Genomic DNA, 21771 nt, shown 5'->3' with positions numbered 1-21771 from the left:
AGTGACGCAGACAACATCCCCCACCCTCGCGGCGCTGAGCACCGCGACGGCCGCCGAGGCCCTCGCCTTCCTCACCGACACCCCGGCGGAGGAGCTCGTGGCGGCCATCCGGGCCACCGCCGACGCCGAGCTGTCCCGGCTCGTGGCCCGCGAGGAGATCCGCATCCCGGCCGTGCGTGGGGTGTTGGGCAGGCTGCACGAGTACGCCGACCCGGCCGCCCTGGCGGTGATCGCGGGCCGGGTGCGCATCGACCTCGCCCGCGACGACGCCCGGCTGGGCAACCACCTGCTCGTCATCGAGGGCGGCACCGTCGACGTCGAGACCGACGTGCCGGCCCGCACGCCGGCCGACCTGGTGCTCGCCACGACCGTCGTCGGCTTCATCCGCCTGGTCAGCGGCGAGGGCAACGCTGCGCTGGACTACCTGGCCGGCCGACTCGACGTGCGCGGCGACTGCGCGCTCGCCCTGGCCGTGGGCGGGCTCTTCACCATCCCCGGTTCGGAGTCCCGCGCCCTCGACCCCTCGGCCCTCGCGCCAGCCGACGTCGCCCGCGCGCTGACCGGTGTGCCGGTCGCCCACGTGCGCGAGGTGATGGCCTCGGGCTTCCGGCCGATCGTGCTGGCGGAGGTCTTCTCCCGCATTCCCGACCACCTCGACGAGCGCAAGGCCGCCCGCGTCGACCTCGCCATCGGGTTCCAGCTCTCCGGTGGCCCGGTCGACGCGGGCGGCCCAGAACGACACACGGTGCGCGTGACGCGCGGCACCTGCACGGTCCGGCCGAGCGAGGAGGGGGAGCGGCGCGACGCCACGCTGCTCTGCGACGGCGCCGACTTCCTACGCCTGGTCACCGGACACCTCAACCCGGTCACCGGGGTGCTGCGCGGTCAGCTCAAGGTGCGCGGCGAGAAGGCCAAGGCGCTCCAACTGCTGTCCGTCATGCGGATCCCCAGCCCTGCACGACCCGCCTCGTGAGCCGTGCGGGGGCCGCGCGCTGCTAGGCTCCGGTGAGTCGCTCGACATCCTTTAACGATCCGTCCCGTGAGGCGGAGAAGGAGGTACGGCGTGCCCTCGCATGCCCCCGCAACGACACCGACGTGCCGGCCCGCGATCCTCGTGCTCGAGGACGGTCGCACGTTCCACGGTGAGTCCTACGGAGCCGAGGGTGAGACCTTCGGCGAAGCCGTCTTCAACACCGGCATGACCGGCTACCAGGAGACCCTGACCGACCCGTCCTACCACCGTCAGGTGGTGGTCATGACGGCCCCGCACATCGGCAACACCGGCATCAACGACGAGGATCCCGAGTCGCGCCGCATCTGGGTGTCCGGGTACGTGGTGCGCGACCCCGCCCGGGTGCCGAGCAACTGGCGCTCGCAGCGCTCCCTCGACGAGGAACTGCGCGCCCAGGGGGTCGTCGGCATCTGCGGCATCGACACCCGCGCGCTCACCCGCCACCTGCGCGAGCGCGGCGCCATGCGCTGCGCGATCTCCAGCGTCGAGACCGACCCGGCCGCTCTCCTCGCCAAGGTGCAGGACGCCGAGCAGATGGCCGGCGCAGAGCTGGCCAGCCAGGTGTCGGTCGACGAGGCCTACGTGGTGCCCGCGCTCGGCGAGAAGCGGTTCACCGTCGCCGCCCTCGACCTCGGCATCAAGGCCATGACGCCGCACCGCATGGCCGAGCGCGGCATCGAGGTGCACGTGCTGCCCGCCACCGCGAGCATCGACGACGTGCTCGCCGTCTCGCCCGACGGTCTGTTCTTCTCCAACGGCCCGGGCGACCCGGCCGCCACCACCGGTCAGGTCGAGCTGCTCCGGTCGGCGCTCGAGCGCGGCCTCCCGTACTTCGGCATCTGCTTCGGCAACCAGCTCTTCGGCCGCGCGCTCGGGTTCGGCACCTACAAGCTGACCTACGGCCACCGTGGCATCAACCAGCCGGTGATGGACCGCACCACCAAGAAGGTCGAGGTCACCGCCCACAACCACGGCTTCGCCGTCGACGCCCCGCTCGACCGGGCCACCGAGACGCCGTACGGCAGCGCCGCCGTGAGCCACGTGTGCCTCAACGACGACGTCGTCGAGGGTCTCGAGCTGCGCGACGCGGCCGGCAGGCTCACGGCGTTCTCCGTGCAGTACCACCCCGAGGCCGCGGCCGGCCCGCACGATGCCGCCTACCTCTTCGACCGCTTCGTCTCGCTGCTGGAAGGGGAGATCTGATGCCCAAGCGCACCGACATCTCCACGGTCATGGTCATCGGCTCCGGCCCGATCGTCATCGGCCAGGCCTGCGAGTTCGACTACTCCGGCACCCAGGCGTGCCGGGTGCTGCGCGATGAGGGCTATCGCGTCGTCCTCGTGAACTCCAACCCGGCCACGATCATGACCGACCCGGAGTTCGCCGACGCCACCTACGTCGAGCCGATCACCCCGGAGTTCGTCGAGAAGGTCATCGCCCAGGAGCGCCCCGACGCGCTGCTGGCCACCCTCGGGGGTCAGACCGCTCTCAACGCCGCCATGAACCTGCACGCCGCCGGCATCCTGGAGAAGTACGGCGTCGAGCTGATCGGCGCCTCGGTCGAGGCGATCGAGAAGGGCGAGAACCGCGAGCAGTTCAAGCGCATCGTCGAGGCCCTACCGCCCGAGTGGGGCGCCGAGGTCGCGCGCAGCGTCATCTGCAACGGCGAGGAGCTCGCGCCCGGCTCGACGAAGGAGCAGAAGGTCGCGCACGGCCTCCAGGCCTGCCTCGACGGCGCCGAGACGCTCGGCTACCCGGTCGTCGTCAGGCCCTCGTTCACCATGGGCGGTGCCGGCTCCGGACTCGCCTACGACGAGGCCGACCTGCGTCGCATCGCCGGCCAGGGCCTCACCGCCAGCCCCACCACCGAGGTGCTCCTCGAGGAGTCGATCCTCGGCTGGAAGGAGTACGAGCTGGAGGTGATGCGCGACCGGTGCGACAACGTCGTGATCGTCTGCTCCATCGAGAACGTCGACCCCCTCGGCGTGCACACCGGCGACTCCATCACCGTCGCGCCCGCGATGACGCTCACCGACCGCGAGTACCAGCGGCTGCGCAACATCTCCCTCGGCGTCATCCGCGAGGTCGGCGTCGACACCGGCGGCTGCAACATCCAGTTCGCGGTCAACCCCGTCGACGGCCGCATCGTCGTGATCGAGATGAACCCGCGCGTGTCCCGCTCCAGCGCACTGGCCTCGAAGGCCACCGGCTTCCCGATCGCCAAGATCGCCGCCAAGGTGGCCGTCGGCTACACCCTCGACGAGGTGCGCAACGACATCACCCGCGAGACACCGGCGTCGTTCGAGCCCACCCTCGACTACGTCGTGGTCAAGGTGCCGCGGTTCGCGTTCGAGAAGTTCCCCGGCGCCGACCCGGTGCTCACCACGCACATGAAGTCGGTCGGTGAGGCGATGGCGATCGGCCGCAACTTCACCGAGGCGCTGCAGAAGGCACTGCGCTCGCTGGAGAACAAGAGCGCCGTCTTCGACTGGGAGAAGGACTTCGTCGACCTCGACAAGGCGGCCCTCCTCGCCGAGATCGCCAGCCCGCACGACGGTCGCCTCAAGAAGGTCATGGACGCCATCCGGGCCGGGGCGACGCCGACCGAGATCTTCGACGCCACCGGCATCGACCCGTGGTTCGTCGACCAGCTGGCCCTCATCAACGAGATCGCGGTCGAGGTGACCGCCGCCGACGAGCTCACACCGGCGCTGCTGCGCAAGGCCAAACGGCACGGGTTCTCGGACGTGCAGATCGGCAAGATCCGCGGCATGAGCGCCGACGTCGTGCGCGGCGTGCGCCACGCGCTGGGCATCCGGCCGGTCTACAAGACCGTCGACACCTGTGCGGCCGAGTTCGCGGCCCGCACGCCCTACCACTACTCCAGCTACGACGAGGAGACCGAGGTCGAACCCCGTGAGCGGCCGGCGGTGATCATCCTCGGCTCCGGGCCCAACCGCATCGGCCAGGGCATCGAGTTCGACTACTCCTGCGTGCACGCCTCGCTGGCCCTCTCGGCGAACAAGGACGGCGGCGCGATCGCCGGCGGCGCTCAGGTGGGGGGCTACGAGACCGTCATGGTCAACTGCAACCCCGAGACGGTCTCGACCGACTACGACACCTCCGACCGGCTCTACTTCGAGCCGCTCACGCTCGAGGACGTGCTCGAGGTCGTGGCCGCCGAGCAGGCGGCCGGGCCGGTCGCCGGCGTCATCTGCCAACTCGGTGGGCAGACCCCGCTCGGCCTGGCCCAGGGCCTGGCCCGCGCCGGCGTCCCGATCGTCGGCACCAGCCCGGACGCCATCGACCTCGCCGAGGAGCGCGGCGCCTTCGGGCGGGTGCTCGCCGAGGCGGGTCTCGTGGCCCCCAAGCACGGCACCGCCACCTCGTTCGTCGAGGCCGAGCGGATCGCCGCCGAGATCGGCTACCCCGTGCTCGTGCGCCCCAGCTACGTACTCGGCGGCCGCGGCATGGAGATCGTCTACGACGAGGCGGCCCTCGAGGCCTACCTCGACAAGTACGTCGCCGCGGGGCTGATCAGCCACGAGGCGCCGGTGCTGGTCGACCGGTTCCTCGACGACGCCGTCGAGATCGACGTCGACGCCCTCTTCGACGGCGAGGAGCTGTTCCTCGGCGGAGTCATGGAGCACATCGAGGAGGCCGGCATCCACTCCGGCGACTCCTCGTGCGCGCTGCCGCCGATCACGCTCGGTGAGCGGGAGATCGCTCGCATCCGCGAGGCGACCGAGGCGATCGCGCGTGGCGTCGGTGTGCGCGGCCTGCTCAACATCCAGTTCGCGCTCGGCTCCGACATCCTCTACGTGCTCGAGGCCAACCCGCGCGCCTCGCGCACCGTGCCGTTCGTCTCGAAGGCGACCGCCACGCCGCTGGCCAAGGCCGCGGCGCGGGTGATGCTGGGGGAGTCGATCAAGGATCTGCGCGACGCCGGCCTGCTGCCGGCCGACCGCGACGGCGGCGAGCTGCCGCCCGACCAGCCGATCGCGGTCAAGGAGGCCGTGATGCCGTTCAACCGGTTCCGCACCGCCGACGGCTCCCAGGTCGACACCGTGCTCGGTCCCGAGATGAAGTCCACCGGCGAGGTCATGGGCTTCGACCGCGACTTCGGCACCGCGTTCTCGAAGAGCCAGGCCGCCGCCTTCGGTCCGCTCCCGACGTCGGGGCGCGTGTTCGTCTCGATGGCCAACCGCGACAAGCGCTCCATGATCTTCCCGGTCAAGGTGCTCGCCGACATGGGCTTCGAGATCCTCGCCACGCAAGGCACCGCCGAGGTGCTGCGCCGCAACGGCGTGCCGTGCCAGGTGGTGCGCAAGCACTTCGAGGGCCCGGGCCCGGACGGCGAGAAGACCACCGTCGACCTCATCAGGGACGGCGAGATCCAGCTCATCGTGAACACGCCCTATGGCGCGGGCAAGAGCAACGCCCGCCTCGACGGCTACGAGATCCGCACGGCGGCGGTCATGGCCAACGTCGTGTGCATCACCACCGTGCAGGGTCTGGGTGCGGCGGTGCAGGGCATCGAGGCGGCCAGGCGGGGCGAGATCGGCGTCCGCAGCCTGCAGGACTGGGCCCGGCGGGCGTGACCGCCTACGACCGGGCCTATGAGTGGGCGTTCCGGCATCTCGCGACCCGCGTCGACGCCGAGCGCGCGCACCGGCTCGGCTTCGCCGGCATCCGGGCCGGTGCGCCGCTGACCTCGCGGCTGTCGCGGGTCACCACGGCACCGGTCGAGGCGATGGGTCTCAGCTTCGCCAACCGGCTCGGCTTGGCGGCCGGCTTCGACAAGGACGCCGAGGGCATCGCCGCGCTCGCCGCGCTCGGCTTCGGCCACGTCGAGATCGGCACGGTGACCGGCCGGCCGCAGCCGGGCAACCCGAGGCCCCGACTGTTCCGGCTGCCCGCCGACCGGGCCGTGCTCAATCGGATGGGCTTCAACAACAGCGGGGCCGAGGCGGTCGCGCACCGACTGGCCGTCTACACCCGTCGGCAGCGCGGGTCGGAGCAGCGGATCGGCACTCCGCGCACCGTGCTCGGCGTCAACATCGGCAAGTCGAAGGTGGTGCCCGACGACGACCAGGCCGCCGTCGAGGCCGACTACGAGACCAGCGCGAGCCTGCTCGCGCCGTACGCCGACTACCTCGTCGTCAACGTCTCCTCGCCGAACACGCCGGGGCTGCGCAACCTCCAGGCCGTCGAGCGCCTCGAGCCGTTGCTCGCCCACGTGCGCGCGGTGGCCGACCGGGCCTCGCCGCAGCGGCGGGTGCCGCTGCTGGTGAAGATCGCCCCGGACCTCGCCGACGACGACCTCGACGCCGTCGCCGATCTCGCCGTCGCGGGGCGCCGAGACGCCGTGCTCGACGGCATCATCGCCACGAACACCACCATCGGGCGCAGTGGTCTGGTCACCCCGGCCGCCGAGGTCGAGGCGCTGGGCGCGGGCGGGCTCTCGGGTGCCCCGCTGACGGCGAGGTCGACTGCGGTGCTGCGCCGGCTGCGCAGCCGGGTCGGTGAGGAGATGACGCTCGTCGGCGTCGGCGGCATCGACACCGGCGCGGACGCCCGGGAGCGAGTCGCCGCTGGCGCTACGTTGGTGCAGGGCTACTCGGGCTTCGTCTACGGAGGTCCGGGCTGGCCGCGCCGGATCGTCCGGGCGCTGGAGGAGCCCCGAGATCGTGGAGAGGCAGGACACGCATGAGCTACGGGGACTACCAGATCGAGCTGTACCTCGGCGCGCTGAGCGGCGTCCTGCCCGAGCACCCGTTCAGCTACCCCGACCTGGAGTCCCAGGCCCTGGCCACGCTGCCGCCGGAGCTGCGCACCTACATCGCCGGCGGCGCGGGCGACGAGACCACCCAACGCGCCAACGTCTCGGCCTTCGACGACTACGCCCTCGTGCCGCGCATGCTCAACGCCCACGCCGAGCGCGACCTCTCGATCGAGCTGTTCGGCCGCACGCTGCCCACGCCGCTGATGCTGGCCCCGGTCGGTGTGCTCGGCCTCGTCACACCCGACCAGCACGGTGACGTGCACGGCGCCGAGGTGGCGGCCGCCACCGGTGTCCCGTTCATCGGCTCGACGCTCATGAGCGACCCGCTCGAGGAGGTGCGCCCGGCGTGCGGTGACACCCCTGCGTGGTTCCAGCTCTACACGCCCAGGGACCGAGATCTCGCGGCCAGCCTGGTCTCTCGCGCCGAGGCCGCCGGCTACGAGGCGATCGTGGTGACCCTCGACACCTGGGTGCCGGGTTGGCGCCCGCGCGACCTGGCCAGCGGCAACTTCCCGCAGCTGCGCGGCAAGGCGCTGGCCAACTACACCTCCGACCCGCGGTTCGCCGAGATGACCGGGCCGGACCCCGACCCCGGCGCCACCGTGATGACCTGGGTCGGCACCTTCGGCAACCCGCTCACGTGGGACGACCTCACCTGGCTGCGCCAGCTGACCGACCTGCCGCTGGTGCTCAAGGGAATCTGCCACCCCGACGACGCGCGGCGCGCCCTCGACAGCGGTGCCGACGGCATCTACTGCTCCAACCACGGTGGCCGCCAGGCCAACGGCGGCGGCGGCGCCCTGCACTGGCTGCCGGACGTCGTGGCCGCGGTCGACGGCCGCGCGCCGGTGGTCTTCGACTCCGGGGTGCGCACCGGCGCCCACGTGGTCACCGCGCTCGCCCTCGGCGCCACGGCCGTGGCCATCGGGCGGCCCTACGTCTACGGGCTGGCCCGCGGCGGCGTGCCGGGCGGCGTGCACGTCGTACGCTCTCTGCTGGCCGAGGCCGATCTCATCATGGGCGTCGACGGCTACCCCACCCGTGCAGACCTGACCCCCGACGCGGTGCGACGGCGCGGGTGAAGGCCCACGTCCGGGCCGAGGTGCTGGCCAGCAAGCGCATCGGCGCCTACCAGCACCTCACGCTCGTGGCGCCCGGGGTGGGCGAGCGGTTCCGGCCCGGCAGCTTCGCGGCCGTCAGCGTCGGCCCGGCCGGTGAACGGGCCCGGCTCGCCCGGCGTCCGTTCTGGATCCACCAGGTGCGACCCCTCGGCGGCTACGCCGCCACGGTGCAGCTCGTCGTCGAGCCGCGAGGCGAGGGTTCGCGCTGGCTGGCCTCCCGCCAGCGCGGCGACCGGGTCGAGATGACCGGCCCGCTCGGCCGGCCGTTCGCGCTGCCGAAGGAGCCCGTGCCGGTGCTACTCGTCGGTGAGGGTGTCTCCGCGGCCCCGCTGTTCCCGCTCGCGGAGCGGCTGCGTGAGCGCGACTGCCCCGTCAGCCTGGTGCTGGGCGCCGACGACGAGGCGCACCTGCTCTCCGCGCTCGAGGCCCGCCGGACCGCACGTGCCATCACCGTCGTCACGCACGACGGGTCGGTCGGGGCGCGCGGGAGGATCCCGGACGTCGTGGCCGAGGCACTGCGTCGCAGCGACGCCGCGGTCGTCTACGCCGCGGGCCGGGCCGCCACCCTGGCCGCCGTCGCCCAGGCCGCCGAAGACCACGGAGCCTGGAGCCAGGTCGCGGTCGAGGAGCCCTCGGACCAACCCTGGGCGTGCTGCACCGGGCTGTGCCAGGGCTGCGCGCTTCCGGTGGTGGGGGAGCACGGCGCACCGCGCGAGGTGCGGGCGTGTCTCGACGGGCCGGTCCTGCGGGGCGACCGGGTGCGGTGGGCCGACCTGTGAGAACCTCGCTCGCCGGTCTCACGCTGGCCTCGCCCGTGCTCGTGGCCTCCGGGTGCGGCGGCACCGGCCCCGAGCTCGCGGCGTTCGGTCCGCTGAGCGCCTACGGGACGTTCACGACCCGCTCGATCACCCTCGACCCCCGGCCCGGCGCGGCCGGTCCCCGCCTCGCCGAGTCGCCGTCCGGCCTCGTGCACGCCACCGGCTTGCCCAATCCGGGCATCGACGGGTTCTTGGCCACCGAGCTGCCCTGGCTGGTGCAGTCCGGTGCGAAGGTGGTGGTGTCGGTGGTCGGGCGCAGCCTGGGCGAGCTCGCCGAGCTGGCCCGCCGCCTGGGCCGGACGCCGGGCGTAGCCGCCGTCGAGATCAACCTGGCCACCCCCGACCCCGTCAGCAACGGCGTGCTGGAGCTGCGCGAGCCGCAGCACCTCGGCGGCGCCGTGGCGGCGGTGGCCCGCGAGTTGCCGCGCGGAGTGCCGGTGCTGGCCAAACTGCGCGCCGACCCGGTGCGCGTCGTCGAGTCCGCCCGCATCGTGGCCGAGGCGGGCGCCGGTGCCGTCGTGGTGGGTGGAGCCCTCCCGGCCGCCCTGCCGGACGGGCGGCCCGCGGGTCTCAGCGGCCCGGCCATCGCGCCGCTGGCGCTGCGCTGCGTGCGTGAGGTGGCCCTCGCCCTGCGCGAGGCGGACACCGAGGTCGACGTGGTCGGGTGCGGTGGCGTGCACACTGGTGGCGACGTCCGCGCCTTCCTCGACGCCGGAGCGGTCGCCGTGGCGGTCGGCTCCGCCCTGTTCCACGACCCCACGACGGCGGCCCGGCTCGCGGCAGAGCTCACCGACATCCCTGCCGACACCGCTGGCGGCACCCCTGCCGATCACCTTGGAGGAGAAGAGCGATGACCCCCTTCGGCACCCGCGTGCACGACGCCATGGAGCAGCGCGGCCGGTTCTGCGTCGGCATCGACCCGCACGCCGCCCTGCTGCGCGAGTGGGGCCTCGGCGACGACGTCGCGGGGCTGGAACGGTTCGCGCTGGGCGTGGTCGAGGCGGTCGCGCCGCTGTGCTCGGTGGTCAAGCCGCAGTCGGCCTTCTACGAGCGGTTCGGCAGCCGGGGCGTCGCGGTGCTCGAACGGGTCATCGCCGAGTCACGGGCCGCCGGCGCGCTGGTGCTGCTCGACGTCAAGCGCGGCGACATCGGCTCGACGTCCCAGGCCTACGCCGATGCCTACCTCGATCCCGCCTCTCCGCTCTTCAGCGACGCGATCACCGCCAGCCCCTACCTCGGCTTCGGCTCCCTCGACCCGATGATCGACACCGCGCGCAAGCACGGTGCGGGGGTGTTCGTGCTCGCGCTCACCTCGAACCAGGAGGGCCCGGAGGTGCAGCACGCGCGGACCATCGAGGGCGGGAGTCGCGGGGAGCGCGTGGCCGATCTCGTGCTGGGTCGTCTCCGAGCGCTCAACGACGGGGCCGATCCGCTGGGCTCCGTCGGTGCCGTCATCGGTGCCACCATCGCCGAGAGCGTCGAGCACCTGGCCTTCAACGGGCCCGTGCTGGCACCGGGATTCGGGGCCCAGGGCGGCACGGCGGCCGACGTCAAGCGGATCTTCGGCAGCGTCGCACCGCACGTGCTCGCCAGCTCCTCGCGCGAGGTGCTGCGGCTCGGCCCCGACGCCGCGGCCATGCGCGAGGCCGTCCGACGCGCCAACGACGATCTCGCGGAGCTCGGGTGAGGGGCCGCGCCCTGCTCGCCGGCGCCGGCTTGGTGGCGCTCATGGGGGTGCACGGCTGCTCCTCGGACCCGCAGGCCGACTACTGCCACACCGTCGAGGACCACCAGGACGACTTCAGCGAGGCCGTCGCGCAGGGTGGGCCGACCGCGCTGTTGACCGTGCTGCCGGACATGGTCGACCTGCGCGACCAGGCGCCCGACGACATCCAGGGCCAGTGGCAGCAGGTCACGGGCCGGCTGCTCGCACTCCGAAAGGCCCTGGACGACGCGGGCGTCGACCCGACGAGCTACGACCGCGACAAGCCGCCGTCCGACCTGAGCGCCGCCGACAAGACCGCCATCGACGCGGCCGCCAAGCAGTTGGTGAGTGCCGACACCGTGACCGCGTTCGAGCAGATCCAGACCCAGGTGCGCGACGTGTGCCACACGCCGCTGTATCGGTAGCCCGGGCGGGCGGGCGCGTTGCCGGTCGGTGAGAGTTCTGACTAGATTGGGCCCCTCTCCCACCATGAAGTGCTCCCACCCCCGATGAGCTCGTCAAAAGGATGCGTACGTGGCACTACCACCACTCAGCCCCGAACAGCGGCAGGCCGCCCTGGAGAAGGCAGCCGCCTCGCGTCGTGAGCGAGCCGAGGTCAAGAACCGTCTGAAGAACTCCGGCGCTTCGCTGGTCGACGTGATCCACGAGGGTCAGCGCAACGAGGTCATCGGCAAGATGCGCGTCGTCGACCTGCTCCAGGCCATGCCGGGCCTGGGCAAGGTGCGTGCGCGTCAGCTCATGGAACGCCTCGGCATCGCCGAGAGCCGCCGGGTGCGGGGCCTGGGCACCAAGCAGGTCGCCGCGCTCGAGAAGGAGTTCGGCGGCCCGCAGGCGTGAACAGGCTGGTGGTGCTGGCCGGACCCACAGCCGTCGGCAAGGGCACGGTGGCCGCCGAGGTGCGGCGCAGCAGCCCCGACGTGTGGATCTCCGTGTCGGCGACGACGCGCGCCCCACGGCCCGGGGAGATCGACGGTGTGCACTACCACTTCGTCACCCCCGAGCGGTTCGACGCGATGGTGGCGGCCGGCGAGATGCTCGAGTGGGCGGTCGTGCACGGCACCCACCGCTACGGCACGCCACGCGGCCCCGTCGAGGAGGCGCTGGCGGCCGGCACACCCGCCCTGCTCGAGATCGACCTGCAAGGCGCCCGGCAGGTGCGCGCGTCGATGCCCGACGCCCTCTTCTGCTTCCTCAAGCCGCCCTCGTGGGACGAGCTGGTGCGCCGGCTCGTCGGCCGCGGCACCGAGGGGGAGGCCGAGCGGGAGCGTCGGCTCGCCACGGCGCGCGAGGAGCTCGCCGCGGAGTCGGAGTTCGACGTCACGATCGTGAACTCCGAAGTTCGTGCCGCGGCGGAGGAGTTGGTAGCCTTGCTGAGGTTCAACCACTCTCGAGACTGAGGACCCCACCACGTGTCTGCACCGATGATCGCCGCCGAGGGCGTCACCAACCCCTCGATCGACGACCTGCTCGTCAAGGCCGACAGCAAGTACCGCCTGGTCCTCTACAGCGCCAAGCGCGCCCGGCAGATCAACGCCTACTACTCCCAGTTGGGCGAGGGCCTGCTCGAGTACGTCGGCCCGCTCGTCGAGACCCACGTGCAGGAGAAGCCCCTCTCGATCGCGCTCCGCGAGATCAACGAGGATCTCCTCACCTGCGAGGACGTCGACCCGGCCGAGCTCGCCGCCGAGGAGGCCGCGGCTGCCGAGGCCGCCGCAGCCGCGACCGAGGCCCGCACCGAGGGCTGACCCGTGCCCCGTGTGGTGCTCGGGGTCAGTGGAGGAATCGCCGCCTACAAGGCGTGCGAGCTGCTGCGTCGCCTCACCGAGAGCGGCCACGACGTGACGCCGGTACCCACCGCCGCGGCGTTGGAGTTCGTGGGAGCGCCGACCTGGTCGGCGCTCTCGGGCAAACCGGTGAGCGCCGAGGTGTGGGACGCCGTGCACGAGGTGCCGCACGTGCGCCTGGGCCAGGAGGCCGATCTCGTGGTCGTCGCGCCCGCCACGGCCGACCTGCTCGCCAAGGCGGCGCACGGCCTGGCCGACGATCTGCTCACCAACACCCTGCTCACGGCCCGCTGCCCGGTCGTGTTCGCCCCCGCGATGCACACCGAGATGTGGGAGCACCCTGCCACGGTCGCCAACGTCGCCCTCCTGCGCGAGCGCGGCGTCGTCGTCCTCGACCCCGCCTCGGGTCGATTGACCGGCGCCGACACCGGTCGCGGCCGACTGCCCGAACCGGCCCAGATCTTCGAGGTCTGCACGGCCGTGCTGGCCCGGTCGGGCGTCCGGGATCTCGTCGGACGACGCGTCGTCGTCTCCGCGGGCGGAACCCGCGAGTACCTCGACCCCGTGCGATTCCTCGGCAACCGCTCCTCGGGCCTGCAGGGGTTCGCCCTGGCCAGCGCGGCCGCCGCGCGCGGCGCCGAGGTCGTGCTCGTCGCCGCCAACGCGACCCTCGCCGACCCCGTCGGGGTCGAGGTCATACGGGTCGAGACGACGGCTCAGCTGCGCGAGGCCGTGCTCGCGGCGTCCGTCGATGCCGACGCGGTCGTCATGGCGGCGGCCCCGGCCGACTACCGACCGACGTCGGTGAGCGAGTCGAAGATCAAGAAGGCCGACGACGGCTCCGCCCCGAGCCTCGAGCTGACCCAGAACCCCGACATCCTCCGCGAACTCGCCCGGGAGCGACGCACCGAGGGGCAGGTCATCGTCGGCTTCGCCGCCGAGACCGGCGACGCCACGGGTGACGTGCTGTCCCTCGCACGGGCCAAGCTGGCCCGCAAGGGCTGCGACCTGCTCGTCGTCAACGACGTGAGCGGGGGAGCGGTGTTCGGCAGCGACGAGAACGAGGCCGTGCTCCTCGACGCCGACGGCCACGCCACCGAGGTGCCCCGAGCCTCCAAGGGCGTGCTGGCGCACGCCATCTGGGACGCCGTCGGAACACGTTTCATCTCTGACCTAGGCTGAGGGCCATGACTGGACGTTTGTTCACCTCGGAGTCCGTGACCGAGGGCCATCCTGACAAGATCGCTGATCAGATCAGTGACACCGTGCTGGATTATCTGATGGAGCACGATCCCGACAAGGCGAACCTGCGGGTGGCGGTCGAGACGTTGCTGACCACGGGTCTGGTGGTGGTGGCCGGTGAGGTGCGTACGAATGCCTATGCGCCGGTGGCCGAGCTGGTGCGCAAGAAGATCGTGGAGATCGGCTACGACTCGAGCGAGAAGGGTTTCGACGGTCTCTCGTGCGGGGTGCAGGTCGCGATCGGTGGGCAGTCGGCCGACATCGCGGCGGGTGTCGATGACGGGCACGAGTCGCGGGTGGGTGCCTCGGTCGATGAGCTCGACAAGCAGGGTGCGGGCGATCAGGGTCTGATGTTCGGGTATGCCTCGGATGAGACCGAGGTGATGATGCCGTTGCCGATCGTGATGGCTCAGCGGCTCTCGCAGCGGTTGGCCGAGGTGCGTCATGACGGCACGCTGGCCTATCTGCGCCCGGACGGTAAGACGCAGGTCACGATCGAGTACGACGATGCGGGTAACGCGGTGCGGGTCGACACGGTGGTGCTCTCGACGCAGCACGAGGACGGCATCGATCTGGAGACCCAGCTGCATCCCGACATCGTCAAGCACGTGATCGACCCGGTGTTGGAGTCCTTCGACATCCCTTCGCAGGGGTATCGGATGTTGATCAATCCCACGGGCACGTTCGTGGTGGGTGGTCCGATGGGTGATGCGGGGTTGACGGGTCGCAAGATCATCGTCGACACCTATGGCGGGATGGCGCGTCATGGTGGTGGTGCGTTCTCGGGCAAGGATCCCTCGAAGGTCGACCGTTCGGCTGCGTATGCGATGCGGTGGGTGGCCAAGAACGTGGTGGCTGCGGGGTTGGCCAAGCGGTGCGAGGCGCAGGTGGCGTACGCGATCGGCAAGGCGCACCCGGTGGGTGTGTTCATCGAGACCTTCGGTACCGGCACGGTGGCCGATGAGGCGATCCAGGCTGCGGTGTTGGAGGTCTTCGATCTGCGTCCGGCTGCGATCATCCGCGACCTCGATCTGCTGCGTCCGATCTATGCGAAGACGGCCGCGTATGGTCACTTCGGTCGTGAGGAGCCCGAGTTCACCTGGGAGCGCACCGACCGCGCGGAGGCCCTGCGCACCGCCGCGGGCCTCTGACCCGATCCAGGCCCGGCGTCGGTGGGCGCTGGTAGACACCCCTGCATGACCACCCCGCCACCGCAGCCCCCCGAGCAGCCCGAGCTGTTGCCCGGGATGGTGCGGGCGGGGGTCAAGCAGGCCCAGGCCAAGGCCCGCGCCACCCGTGAGCGCAAGGCGGCCGGGGCCGCGATCACCGATGTCGACCCGGTCGCCCGGGTGCTCGTCGACACCGGGCTGGCCCACCTCGACCGGCCCTTCGACTTCGCGGTGCCGGCGTCGATGTCCGAGGCGGCTCGACCGGGGGTGCGGGTCAAGGTCCGCTTCGCGGGCAAGGAGGCCGACGGATACCTGCTCGAGCGAGCGGCGACGTCCGACCACACCGGCAGGCTCCAGCCATTGCGACGCGTCGTCGGCGCCGAGCAGGTGCTCACCGGCGAGGTCGCCGACCTCGCCGCCCTCGTGGCCGGGCGGTACGCCGGCACCCGGCACGACGTGCTGCGACTGGCGGTGCCGCCCCGCCACGCGACCACCGAGAAGGCCGAGGACGAGCCGACGACCGCTGCGGTGGTCCGCGCGCCCAGCCATCCGGAGTGGGCCCACTATCCGCACGCGGCCGCCTGGCTGGCCCGGCTCGGCTCGGGAGAGGCGCCGCGTGCGGTGTGGAACGCGAGCCCGGGGGCCGACTGGCCACGCCTGCTGGCCGACGCCGCACTCGCCGCGCCCGGCGGGGTGGTGCTGTGCCTGCCCGACGGCAAGGACGTCGCTCGCGTCGCCGCCGCCCTCGACGAGGCGTCGCCCGAGGCTCCCCAGCACGCCGTGCTCACCGCCGACCTCGGACCGGCCGCTCGCTATCGCTCCTTCCTGCGCCTGCTGCGGGGCCAGCGGCGCATCGCCGTCGGAACCCGGGCGGCCGCACTGGCCCCGGTGCGCGACCTCTCGCTGGTGATGATCTGGGACGACGGCGACGACCTGCACGCCGAGCCGCGGGCGCCGTACCCGCACACCCGCGAGACACTGCTCCTACGGGCCGAGCAGGTGGGGTGCGCAGCGATGGTCGCCGGGTTCGCCCGCACCGTCGAGGCCCAGCACCTGGTGCACACCGGGTGGGCGCACGAGATCGCGGTGGCCCGCCAGCCACTGCGCGCCGCGGTCACGGTGCGCGTCACCGGAGCCAGCGACCACGATCTGGCGCGCGACGTGAGCGGTCGGGGTGCGCGCATCCCGCGCGAAGTGCACGACCTGCTGCGGCACGCCGTGCAGCAGGGCCCGGTGCTGGTGCAGAACCCGCGGCAGGGCTACCTCGCGGCACTGGCGTGCGAACGCTGCCGCACGCCCGCCCGCTGCCCCGCATGCACCGGACCGCTGCGACTCGGCACACCGACCCGTGCTGCGTCGTGCGCGTGGTGCGGAACCGAGGCGCCGGGCTGGGCGTGCGCCGAGTGCGGGCATCGCGGCCTACGCGCCCCGGTACTGGGCCAGGCCCGCACGGCCGAGGAACTGGGTCGCTCGCTGCCGGGCGTCAGCGTGCGCACCTCCGCTCGCGACGACGTGCTCGCCAGCGTGCCCGACAAGCCCGTGGTCGTGGTCGCGACGCCCGGAGCCGAGCCGGTGGCCGAGGCGGGCTACGCCGCGGTCGTCGTCCTCGACACCTGGCTCGGCCTGGGTCGCCCCGAGTTACGAGGCGAGGAGGAGGCGCTGCGCCGGTGGGCGAACGCGATCGGGCTGGTGCGCCCCGGCGGCCGGGCACTCCTCGTGGGTGATCCGGGCCACCCCACGCTCCAGGCGCTCGTGCGGTGGGACGTCGCGGGGTTCGCGGCCCGTGAGGCCGAGAACAGGGCCTCGGCCCACCTGCCACCGGCGTCGCGGATGGCGACGATCACCGGGCTGCCGGGAGCCGTCGACGACGCGCTCACCCTGCTCGCGGCGCCCGAGGACGCCGAGCTGCTCGGCCCCGTGCCCGACGAGCGGGACGCGGAGCGCTCGCGCCTGGTGGTGCGGGTGCCGAGGCGTGACGGGCCGGCGCTCTCGGCGGCCCTGGGTGAGCTCCAGAGGGTGCGCTCGGCGCGCAAGCTCGACCCCGTGCGCGTCCAGGTCGACCCGATGAGCCTGTGAAGGGCGGAGCCCGTCGGATGTGCAATTCCTGACGGTTCATCCACGATGGGTCACGTCGACCGAGGCGGTCTCCGACGTGCCCCGGGACCTGCGCATCAGACTGGTAGGCCAGGGCACCTCCTACCGCAACCAGACCAACCTGCAACCCTCCCGCGGGGGGCGACACCTAGACTCCGGCGCATGCCCGTGCAGCCGATCCGCCTCTTCGGCGACCCGATCCTGCGCAAGCCCGCCGTCGAGGTGACCCACTTCGACAAGGAGCTGCGCACGCTCGTCGCCGACTTGACCGACACCATGCTCGACGCCCCCGGCGCCGGCTTGGCCGCACCGCAGATCGGCGTGGGCCTGCGGGTGTTCACCTACAACGTCGAGGGCGAGGTGGGGCACCTGGTCAACCCGACCCTGGAGCTCTCGAAGGAGCAGCAGGACGGGCTCGAGGGTTGCCTCTCGATCCCCGACATGACCTTCGAGTGCCTGCGCGCCCTGTCGGTCGTCGCGAACGGCTTCGACATGCACGGTGAGCCGGTGACCATCCACGGCACCGACTACCTCGCTCGCGCCATCCAGCACGAGACCGACCACCTCGACGGCGTCCTCTTCGTCGACCGGCTCGATGCCGAGACTCGCAAGCTGGCCATGAAGGAGATCCGGGAGGCCGAGTGGTTCGCCGCGTCGCCGCCCACGGTCAAGGTCTCGCCCCACCCCATGAGAGGTCTCGGTATCTGATGCGCGTCGTGTTCGCCGGCACCCCCGAGGTCGCCCTGCCCGCCCTGGAGGCCATCGCCGACTCCCGCCACGAGCTGGTCGGCGTCGTCACGCGTCCTGACGCTCCTGCGGGCCGAGGTCGCAAGCTCTCCGCCAGTCCCGTGGGGCAGCGCGCCGAGGAGCTCGGCGTCCCGGTGCTCAAGCCCGACCACCCGCGCGAGCCGGAGTTCCAGGCCGCGCTGCGCGAGCTGGCGCCCGACTGCTGCCCGGTGGTCGCCTACGGCGCGCTGCTGCCTCAGTCGGCGCTCGACATCCCGCCGCACGGGTGGGTCAACCTGCACTTCTCGTGCCTGCCTGCCTGGCGCGGAGCGGCCCCGGTGCAGCACTCCATCTGGGCCGGTGACGAGGTCACCGGTGCCACCACGTTCCGCATCGTCAAGGCGATGGACGCCGGCCCTACGTTCGGCGTCATGACCGAGCGGATCCGGCCCACCGACACCGCCGGCGACCTGCTCGCGCGGCTCGCCGAGGGCGGCGCCGGGCTGCTCGTCGCCACCCTCGACGGCCTCGAGGACGGCGAGGTCGTCGCTCGCGAGCAGCAGGCCGAGGGGGTCTCGATGGCACCGAAGATCCTCGTCGACGACGCCCGGATCGACTGGGCCGAGCCGGCCATCGGTGTGGACCGGCGCGTCCGGGCCTGTACCCCGTTCCCCGGCGCGTGGTCGCTGTTCGAGGGCGAGCGCATCAAGATCGGTGCGGTCACCCCGTTGGACGAAGGCACCGACCTGGCACCCGGCGAGCTCGAGGTGCGCAAGAACAGCGTGCTCGTGGGCACCGGCAGCACCGCCGTGCAGCTCGGCGAGGTCAAGGCGTTCGGCAAGAGGCAGATGGCCGCGGCCGACTGGGCGCGCGGTGCCCGGCTGACCTCCGGCACCCGCCTGGGGGAGTGAACCCGGGTGGCTGTGCGTGAGTCCAGGCCCGCCACGTCCGCCGATGTCGACGAGATCTGCCTCGGCCTACCCGAGGTCACTCTCGGCACCTCGTGGGGCGACGTACCGACCTACCTGGTGCGTGGCAGGGGGTTCGTGTTGTTCCGACACCCCCACCCCTCGGCGACCGACCCGGCCACCGGCCAGCCCTACGACGACCTGCTGGTCATCAGTGTCGCGAGCCTGGAGGACGTCGAGGCGCTGACGGGCGATCCCTCCACCCCGTTCTTCACCATCGAGCACTTCACGAACCACCGAGCCAAGCAGGTGCTGGTGCAGCAGTCGCGGCTGGGCGAGCTGAGCCTGGCCGAGCTCAGCGAGCTCATCACGGACGCCTACTGCGCCAAGGCGCCCAAGACGCTCGTGCGCACCGTGCGTCAGGACGTCTGAGCGTGGTCGATCCGGCGCGGGAGGCCGCGGTCGAGGTGCTCACCGCAGTGCGCGAGGCCGACGCCTACGCCAATCTCGTGCTGCCGGTGGTGCTGCGCCGGCACGGGCTCACCGGACGAGACGCCGGCCTGGTCACCGAGCTGGTCTCCGGCACGATCCGGCGTCGCGGTACCTACGATGCCGTGCTCGCGGCATGCAGTGACCGACCGTTGGAGCGGGTCGAGCCGGCCGTCCTCGACCTGCTGCGGCTCGGCACGCACCAACTGCTGGCCATGCGGGTGCCCCCGCATGCCGCGATCAGCACCACGGTCGACCTCGCGGGCGGCCGCGGCACGGGGGGTTTCGTCAACGCCGTGCTGCGCCGGGTCTCCGAGCGTGACCGCGAGGCGTGGCTACGGCAGGTCGCCCCGCCGCGAGCGCAGGCGTCGGACCGTCACGACGCGGTCGTGCACAGCCACCCGGTGTGGGTCGTGGCCGAGCTGCGGCGCGCCCTGGCCGCGGCCGGTGGCGCTGAGGAGGTGGAGGCGCTGCTCGCGGCCGACAACGCCCCGCCACGGGTCACGCTCGTGGCCCGCCCCGGCCTGGCCGAACGCACCGAGCTGCCGGGCGAGCCGACGCCGTTCTCGCGTTACGGTGTCGCGCTGGAGGGTGGTGACCCCGGTACGGTGCCAGCGGTGGCCGAGGGCCGTGCCGGCGTGCAGGACGAGGGCTCCCAGCTGGTCGCGCTCGCCCTCGCCGAGGCGGCCCTCGAGGGTCGCGACGGCACCTGGCTCGACGTCTGCGCCGGACCCGGGGGCAAGAGCGCCCTGCTCGCCTCGCTCGCGGCTGGGCGCGGCGCCCGATTGATCGCGACCGAGCGCCAGCACCACCGAGCCCGGCTGGTACGTCGCAACCTCGCAGCCGTACCCGGCGACCACGTCGTGCTCACGGCCGACGGCACCCGGCCACCACTCGTGGGCGGTGGCGTGGACCGGGTGCTGGTCGACGCGCCCTGCACGGGGCTGGGTGCGCTGCGACGGCGCCCGGAGGCGCGGTGGCGGCGCGAGCGCGGCGACCTCAAGGCGCTCTCTCGGCTCCAGGAGCGACTGCTGGCCGCGGCGCTCGACGTCGTGCGCCCGGGTGGGCTGGTGCTCTACGCGACCTGCTCGCCGGTGCTGGCCGAGACCGAGCGCGTCGTGAGCCGCACGGTGAGGCGACGCGACGACGCCACCCTGGTGCCGCTCGACCTCGGCATCGCCGCCTCGGCGGGACCGGTGCCCGGCACCGTGCAGCTGTGGCCCCATCGCCACGGCACCGACGCGATGTTCCTGGCGCTCTTCCGACGAGACGTACCGTCGAGCGCATGAACGCACCCTTCCGCTCCCACGCCGCCAGCATCGATCTCGACGCAGCGCCCGAGGAGGTCTACGACCTCGTCTCCGACGTCACCCGCAGCGGCGAGTGGAGCGTGCAGTGCCGGGCGTGCGAGTGGGTCGACGCGGCGCGGGCCGGCGAGGTGGGCGCCGAGTTCACCGGTCACAACGCGACTCCCGAACGGGAGTGGACGACGACCTCCACCGTCGTGAGGGCAGACCGGCCGCACGAGTTCGCCTGGGAGGTGGCCGGCGGGGTGACCCGCTGGACGTTCTCGACGGCCGCCGCCGGTGAGGGCACGACGCTCACGCACACCTGGGAGTTCCTCGAGGTGGGGCGCGAGGTGTTCGGTCAGCGGTTCGGCGACGACGCCGAGGCGCAGATCGAGGACCGCACCCGAGCCGCGCACGCGGGCATCCCTCAGACGTTGGCGCGGATCGCCCAGGTGCTCACGAGCTCCAGGTGAAGGACTCGGCGATGGTCTGCACGTCCTCGCCGGTGGCGCCCGCGTAGGGGTTCAGGGTCGCGAAGTGACCGTCGTGCCCGTCGGTGACCAGGTAGGACGTCTTGTCGGGATCCCCGCCGTCGTAGTCGTCGTGCTGTGCGATGCCCCGGATGGTGACCGCCACCGCGTGGCCGGTGGACTCCTGGGTGCAGGTGAACTTGTCGTCGGCAGGCTCGGTGCACGACCAGCCGGCGGGCGGGTCGATCGCCAGCGAGTAGTCCGCGGCGTCGAGGGAGTCCTTGACCTCCTGGAGCGAGCGGAGGGTGGGCGTCGCGGTCGGACTCGACGACGCCGTGGGCGAGTCACTGGTGCCGGCGGTGGGCGAGGCGGCGAAGCCGGCCTCGGCGGAGCCCTCGTGCGGCACCAGCCACACGACGCCGGCTGCCACGGCCGCGATCGCCAGCGCCGACCCGCCCAGGGTGGCGCGCCGTCGCGCGCGCAGTCGTCGCCCGCACGTGAGCGAGCCGGCGACGAGGCGATCGACGTCGACCGGCTCGGCCAGGGCGCGATCGTGCAGCGCGGTGCGGAGTCTGCTGTCGGTGGGGTGATCGCTCTTCTGGTTCATGGGGTGGCCCTTTCATAGGACGGATCGACGAGAGGGCGCAGGCGCTGGAGCGTGCGGTGAGCACGGGTGCGCACGGCACTCTCGGACAGATCGAGGAGGCGGGCGGTGTCGGCGATGCTGAGGTCATCCCAGTAGCGCAGGACGACGACGGACCGGTCGATCGGTGGCAGTGCGGCCAGCGCGGCGGTGAGGTCGAGGCGTAGGTCCGGGTCGAGAGGCCGAGCCTCCCGTTCGGTGGTGACGTCGGTCGGGATCTCGCCCGAGCGCTTCAGCCGGTGGACCGAGCGGAAGGCGTTGACGAGGATCGCTCTGGTGTAGGCCACCGGGTCATCGGCTCGGGAGACCCGGCGCCACCGGGCGAAGGCCTGGGCGTAGGCCGACTGCACGAGATCCTCGGCAGCGTGGTGGTCGCCGCACAGCAGCCACGCGGTGCGGTGCAGTCGGGGCGCCGTCTCGCGGACGAACGTCTCGAATTCTTCAGTCACATCCAGAGGACGCCGCCAACCCCGCACGATGTTTCAGACCTCTCCG

General features: G+C 72.4%; 22 protein-coding genes. 20 read left to right on the top strand and 2 right to left on the bottom strand.

The genetic code is table 11. The features are described 5' to 3' along the window. The first annotated feature begins 1 nt into the window (after position 1). From ISG29_RS15980 to ISG29_RS15885, 20 genes are all read left to right on the top strand, one after another. Positions 2-973, top strand: a complete 972-nt coding sequence (locus tag ISG29_RS15980) for an SCP2 sterol-binding domain-containing protein (RefSeq protein WP_194504440.1) — start codon at positions 2-4, stop codon at positions 971-973. 90 nt (positions 974-1063) lie between these two features. Then, complete coding sequence (carA, locus tag ISG29_RS15975) at positions 1064-2215, top strand: glutamine-hydrolyzing carbamoyl-phosphate synthase small subunit (protein ID WP_194504439.1); 1152 nt, start codon at positions 1064-1066, stop codon at positions 2213-2215. Next, a complete protein-coding gene (gene carB, locus ISG29_RS15970; RefSeq protein ID WP_194504438.1) occupies positions 2215-5613 on the top strand; it encodes a carbamoyl-phosphate synthase large subunit in 3399 nt (1132 codons plus the stop codon). Before carA ends, carB begins: the two co-directional genes overlap by 1 nt. After that, entirely contained in the window at positions 5610-6725 is a 1116-nt protein-coding gene (locus ISG29_RS15965) for a quinone-dependent dihydroorotate dehydrogenase (protein ID WP_194504437.1), read from the top strand. Before carB ends, ISG29_RS15965 begins: the two co-directional genes overlap by 4 nt. Beyond that, the gene (locus tag ISG29_RS15960; RefSeq protein WP_194504436.1) at positions 6722-7879 is read left to right on the top strand and encodes an alpha-hydroxy-acid oxidizing protein; all 1158 of its coding nucleotides are present in this window, start codon (positions 6722-6724) and stop codon (positions 7877-7879) included. The genes ISG29_RS15965 and ISG29_RS15960 overlap by 4 nt, the downstream gene beginning before the upstream one ends. Further along, entirely contained in the window at positions 7876-8697 is an 822-nt protein-coding gene (locus ISG29_RS15955; protein ID WP_194504435.1) for an iron-sulfur cluster-binding protein, read from the top strand. The genes ISG29_RS15960 and ISG29_RS15955 overlap by 4 nt, the downstream gene beginning before the upstream one ends. Then, positions 8694-9590: a beta/alpha barrel domain-containing protein gene (locus tag ISG29_RS15950; RefSeq protein ID WP_194504434.1), complete on the top strand. Its 897-nt coding sequence runs from the start codon at positions 8694-8696 to the stop codon at positions 9588-9590. The genes ISG29_RS15955 and ISG29_RS15950 overlap by 4 nt, the downstream gene beginning before the upstream one ends. Continuing rightward, positions 9587-10423, top strand: coding sequence for an orotidine-5'-phosphate decarboxylase (gene pyrF / locus ISG29_RS15945; RefSeq protein ID WP_194504433.1), 837 nt, complete (start codon positions 9587-9589; stop codon positions 10421-10423). The genes ISG29_RS15950 and pyrF overlap by 4 nt, the downstream gene beginning before the upstream one ends. Then, positions 10420-10866, top strand: coding sequence for a hypothetical protein (locus ISG29_RS15940; protein WP_194504432.1), 447 nt, complete (start codon positions 10420-10422; stop codon positions 10864-10866). Before pyrF ends, ISG29_RS15940 begins: the two co-directional genes overlap by 4 nt. A gap of 109 nt (positions 10867-10975) precedes the next feature. Further along, complete coding sequence (mihF, locus tag ISG29_RS15935; RefSeq protein ID WP_194504431.1) at positions 10976-11299, top strand: integration host factor, actinobacterial type; 324 nt, start codon at positions 10976-10978, stop codon at positions 11297-11299. After that, positions 11296-11859 (top strand): guanylate kinase, encoded by a 564-nt coding sequence (gene gmk, locus ISG29_RS15930; RefSeq protein ID WP_194504430.1) that lies wholly within the window; start codon positions 11296-11298, stop codon positions 11857-11859. Before mihF ends, gmk begins: the two co-directional genes overlap by 4 nt. Before the next feature lie 12 nt (positions 11860-11871). Then, on the top strand, positions 11872-12207 hold the full coding sequence (gene rpoZ / locus ISG29_RS15925; protein ID WP_194504429.1) for a DNA-directed RNA polymerase subunit omega: 336 nt from the start codon (positions 11872-11874) through the stop codon (positions 12205-12207). A 3-nt stretch (positions 12208-12210) separates the two neighbouring features. Next, complete coding sequence (gene coaBC / locus ISG29_RS15920) at positions 12211-13428, top strand: bifunctional phosphopantothenoylcysteine decarboxylase/phosphopantothenate--cysteine ligase CoaBC (RefSeq protein WP_328829485.1); 1218 nt, start codon at positions 12211-12213, stop codon at positions 13426-13428. 5 nt (positions 13429-13433) lie between these two features. After that, complete coding sequence (gene metK, locus ISG29_RS15915; protein WP_194504428.1) at positions 13434-14639, top strand: methionine adenosyltransferase; 1206 nt, start codon at positions 13434-13436, stop codon at positions 14637-14639. 45 nt (positions 14640-14684) lie between these two features. After that, positions 14685-16733 (top strand): primosomal protein N', encoded by a 2049-nt coding sequence (locus ISG29_RS15910; protein WP_194504427.1) that lies wholly within the window; start codon positions 14685-14687, stop codon positions 16731-16733. Positions 16734-16913: 180 nt separating this feature from the next. Next, positions 16914-17459: a peptide deformylase gene (gene def, locus ISG29_RS15905; protein ID WP_194504426.1), complete on the top strand. Its 546-nt coding sequence runs from the start codon at positions 16914-16916 to the stop codon at positions 17457-17459. Further along, entirely contained in the window at positions 17459-18388 is a 930-nt protein-coding gene (gene fmt, locus ISG29_RS15900; protein ID WP_194504425.1) for a methionyl-tRNA formyltransferase, read from the top strand. Before def ends, fmt begins: the two co-directional genes overlap by 1 nt. A 12-nt stretch (positions 18389-18400) precedes the next feature. Further along, entirely contained in the window at positions 18401-18817 is a 417-nt protein-coding gene (locus ISG29_RS15895) for an MmcQ/YjbR family DNA-binding protein (protein WP_328829481.1), read from the top strand. Between the two features lie 2 nt (positions 18818-18819). Beyond that, entirely contained in the window at positions 18820-20163 is a 1344-nt protein-coding gene (locus ISG29_RS15890; protein WP_328829479.1) for an RsmB/NOP family class I SAM-dependent RNA methyltransferase, read from the top strand. After that, positions 20160-20636 (top strand): SRPBCC family protein, encoded by a 477-nt coding sequence (locus ISG29_RS15885; RefSeq protein ID WP_194504423.1) that lies wholly within the window; start codon positions 20160-20162, stop codon positions 20634-20636. The genes ISG29_RS15890 and ISG29_RS15885 overlap by 4 nt, the downstream gene beginning before the upstream one ends. On the opposite strand, the gene ISG29_RS15880 is transcribed toward ISG29_RS15885, so the two are convergent. After that, positions 20620-21240 (bottom strand): hypothetical protein, encoded by a 621-nt coding sequence (locus ISG29_RS15880; protein WP_194504422.1) that lies wholly within the window; start codon positions 21238-21240, stop codon positions 20620-20622. The two genes, ISG29_RS15885 and ISG29_RS15880, sit on opposite strands and share 17 nt — an antisense overlap. Next, a complete protein-coding gene (locus ISG29_RS15875) occupies positions 21237-21725 on the bottom strand; it encodes a SigE family RNA polymerase sigma factor (RefSeq protein ID WP_328829476.1) in 489 nt (162 codons plus the stop codon). Before ISG29_RS15875 ends, ISG29_RS15880 begins: the two co-directional genes overlap by 4 nt. Positions 21726-21771: the final 46 nt, after the last annotated feature.

The organism is Nocardioides acrostichi, from assembly GCF_015319165.1.
Taxonomy (GTDB): Bacteria; Actinomycetota; Actinomycetes; order Propionibacteriales; family Nocardioidaceae; genus Nocardioides; species Nocardioides acrostichi.
The sequence above is the reverse complement of the archived record's forward strand: the minus strand, read 5'-3'. Positions and strand labels throughout refer to the sequence as shown.

Bases quoted from the DNA above. Each gene is read 5' to 3' on its own strand.
- carB (WP_194504438.1), top strand. From the start codon at position 2,215: ATGCCCAAGCGCACCGACATCTCCACGGTCATGGTCATCGGCTCCGGC.
- ISG29_RS15960 (WP_194504436.1), top strand. From the start codon at position 6,722: ATGAGCTACGGGGACTACCAGATCGAGCTGTACCTCGGCGCGCTGAGC.
- pyrF (WP_194504433.1), top strand. From the start codon at position 9,587: ATGACCCCCTTCGGCACCCGCGTGCACGACGCCATGGAGCAGCGCGGC.
- metK (WP_194504428.1), top strand. From the start codon at position 13,434: ATGACTGGACGTTTGTTCACCTCGGAGTCCGTGACCGAGGGCCATCCT.
- ISG29_RS15910 (WP_194504427.1), top strand. From the start codon at position 14,685: ATGACCACCCCGCCACCGCAGCCCCCCGAGCAGCCCGAGCTGTTGCCC.
- def (WP_194504426.1), top strand. From the start codon at position 16,914: ATGCCCGTGCAGCCGATCCGCCTCTTCGGCGACCCGATCCTGCGCAAG.
- fmt (WP_194504425.1), top strand. From the start codon at position 17,459: ATGCGCGTCGTGTTCGCCGGCACCCCCGAGGTCGCCCTGCCCGCCCTG.
- ISG29_RS15885 (WP_194504423.1), top strand. From the start codon at position 20,160: ATGAACGCACCCTTCCGCTCCCACGCCGCCAGCATCGATCTCGACGCA.
- ISG29_RS15880 (WP_194504422.1), bottom strand. From the start codon at position 21,240: ATGAACCAGAAGAGCGATCACCCCACCGACAGCAGACTCCGCACCGCG.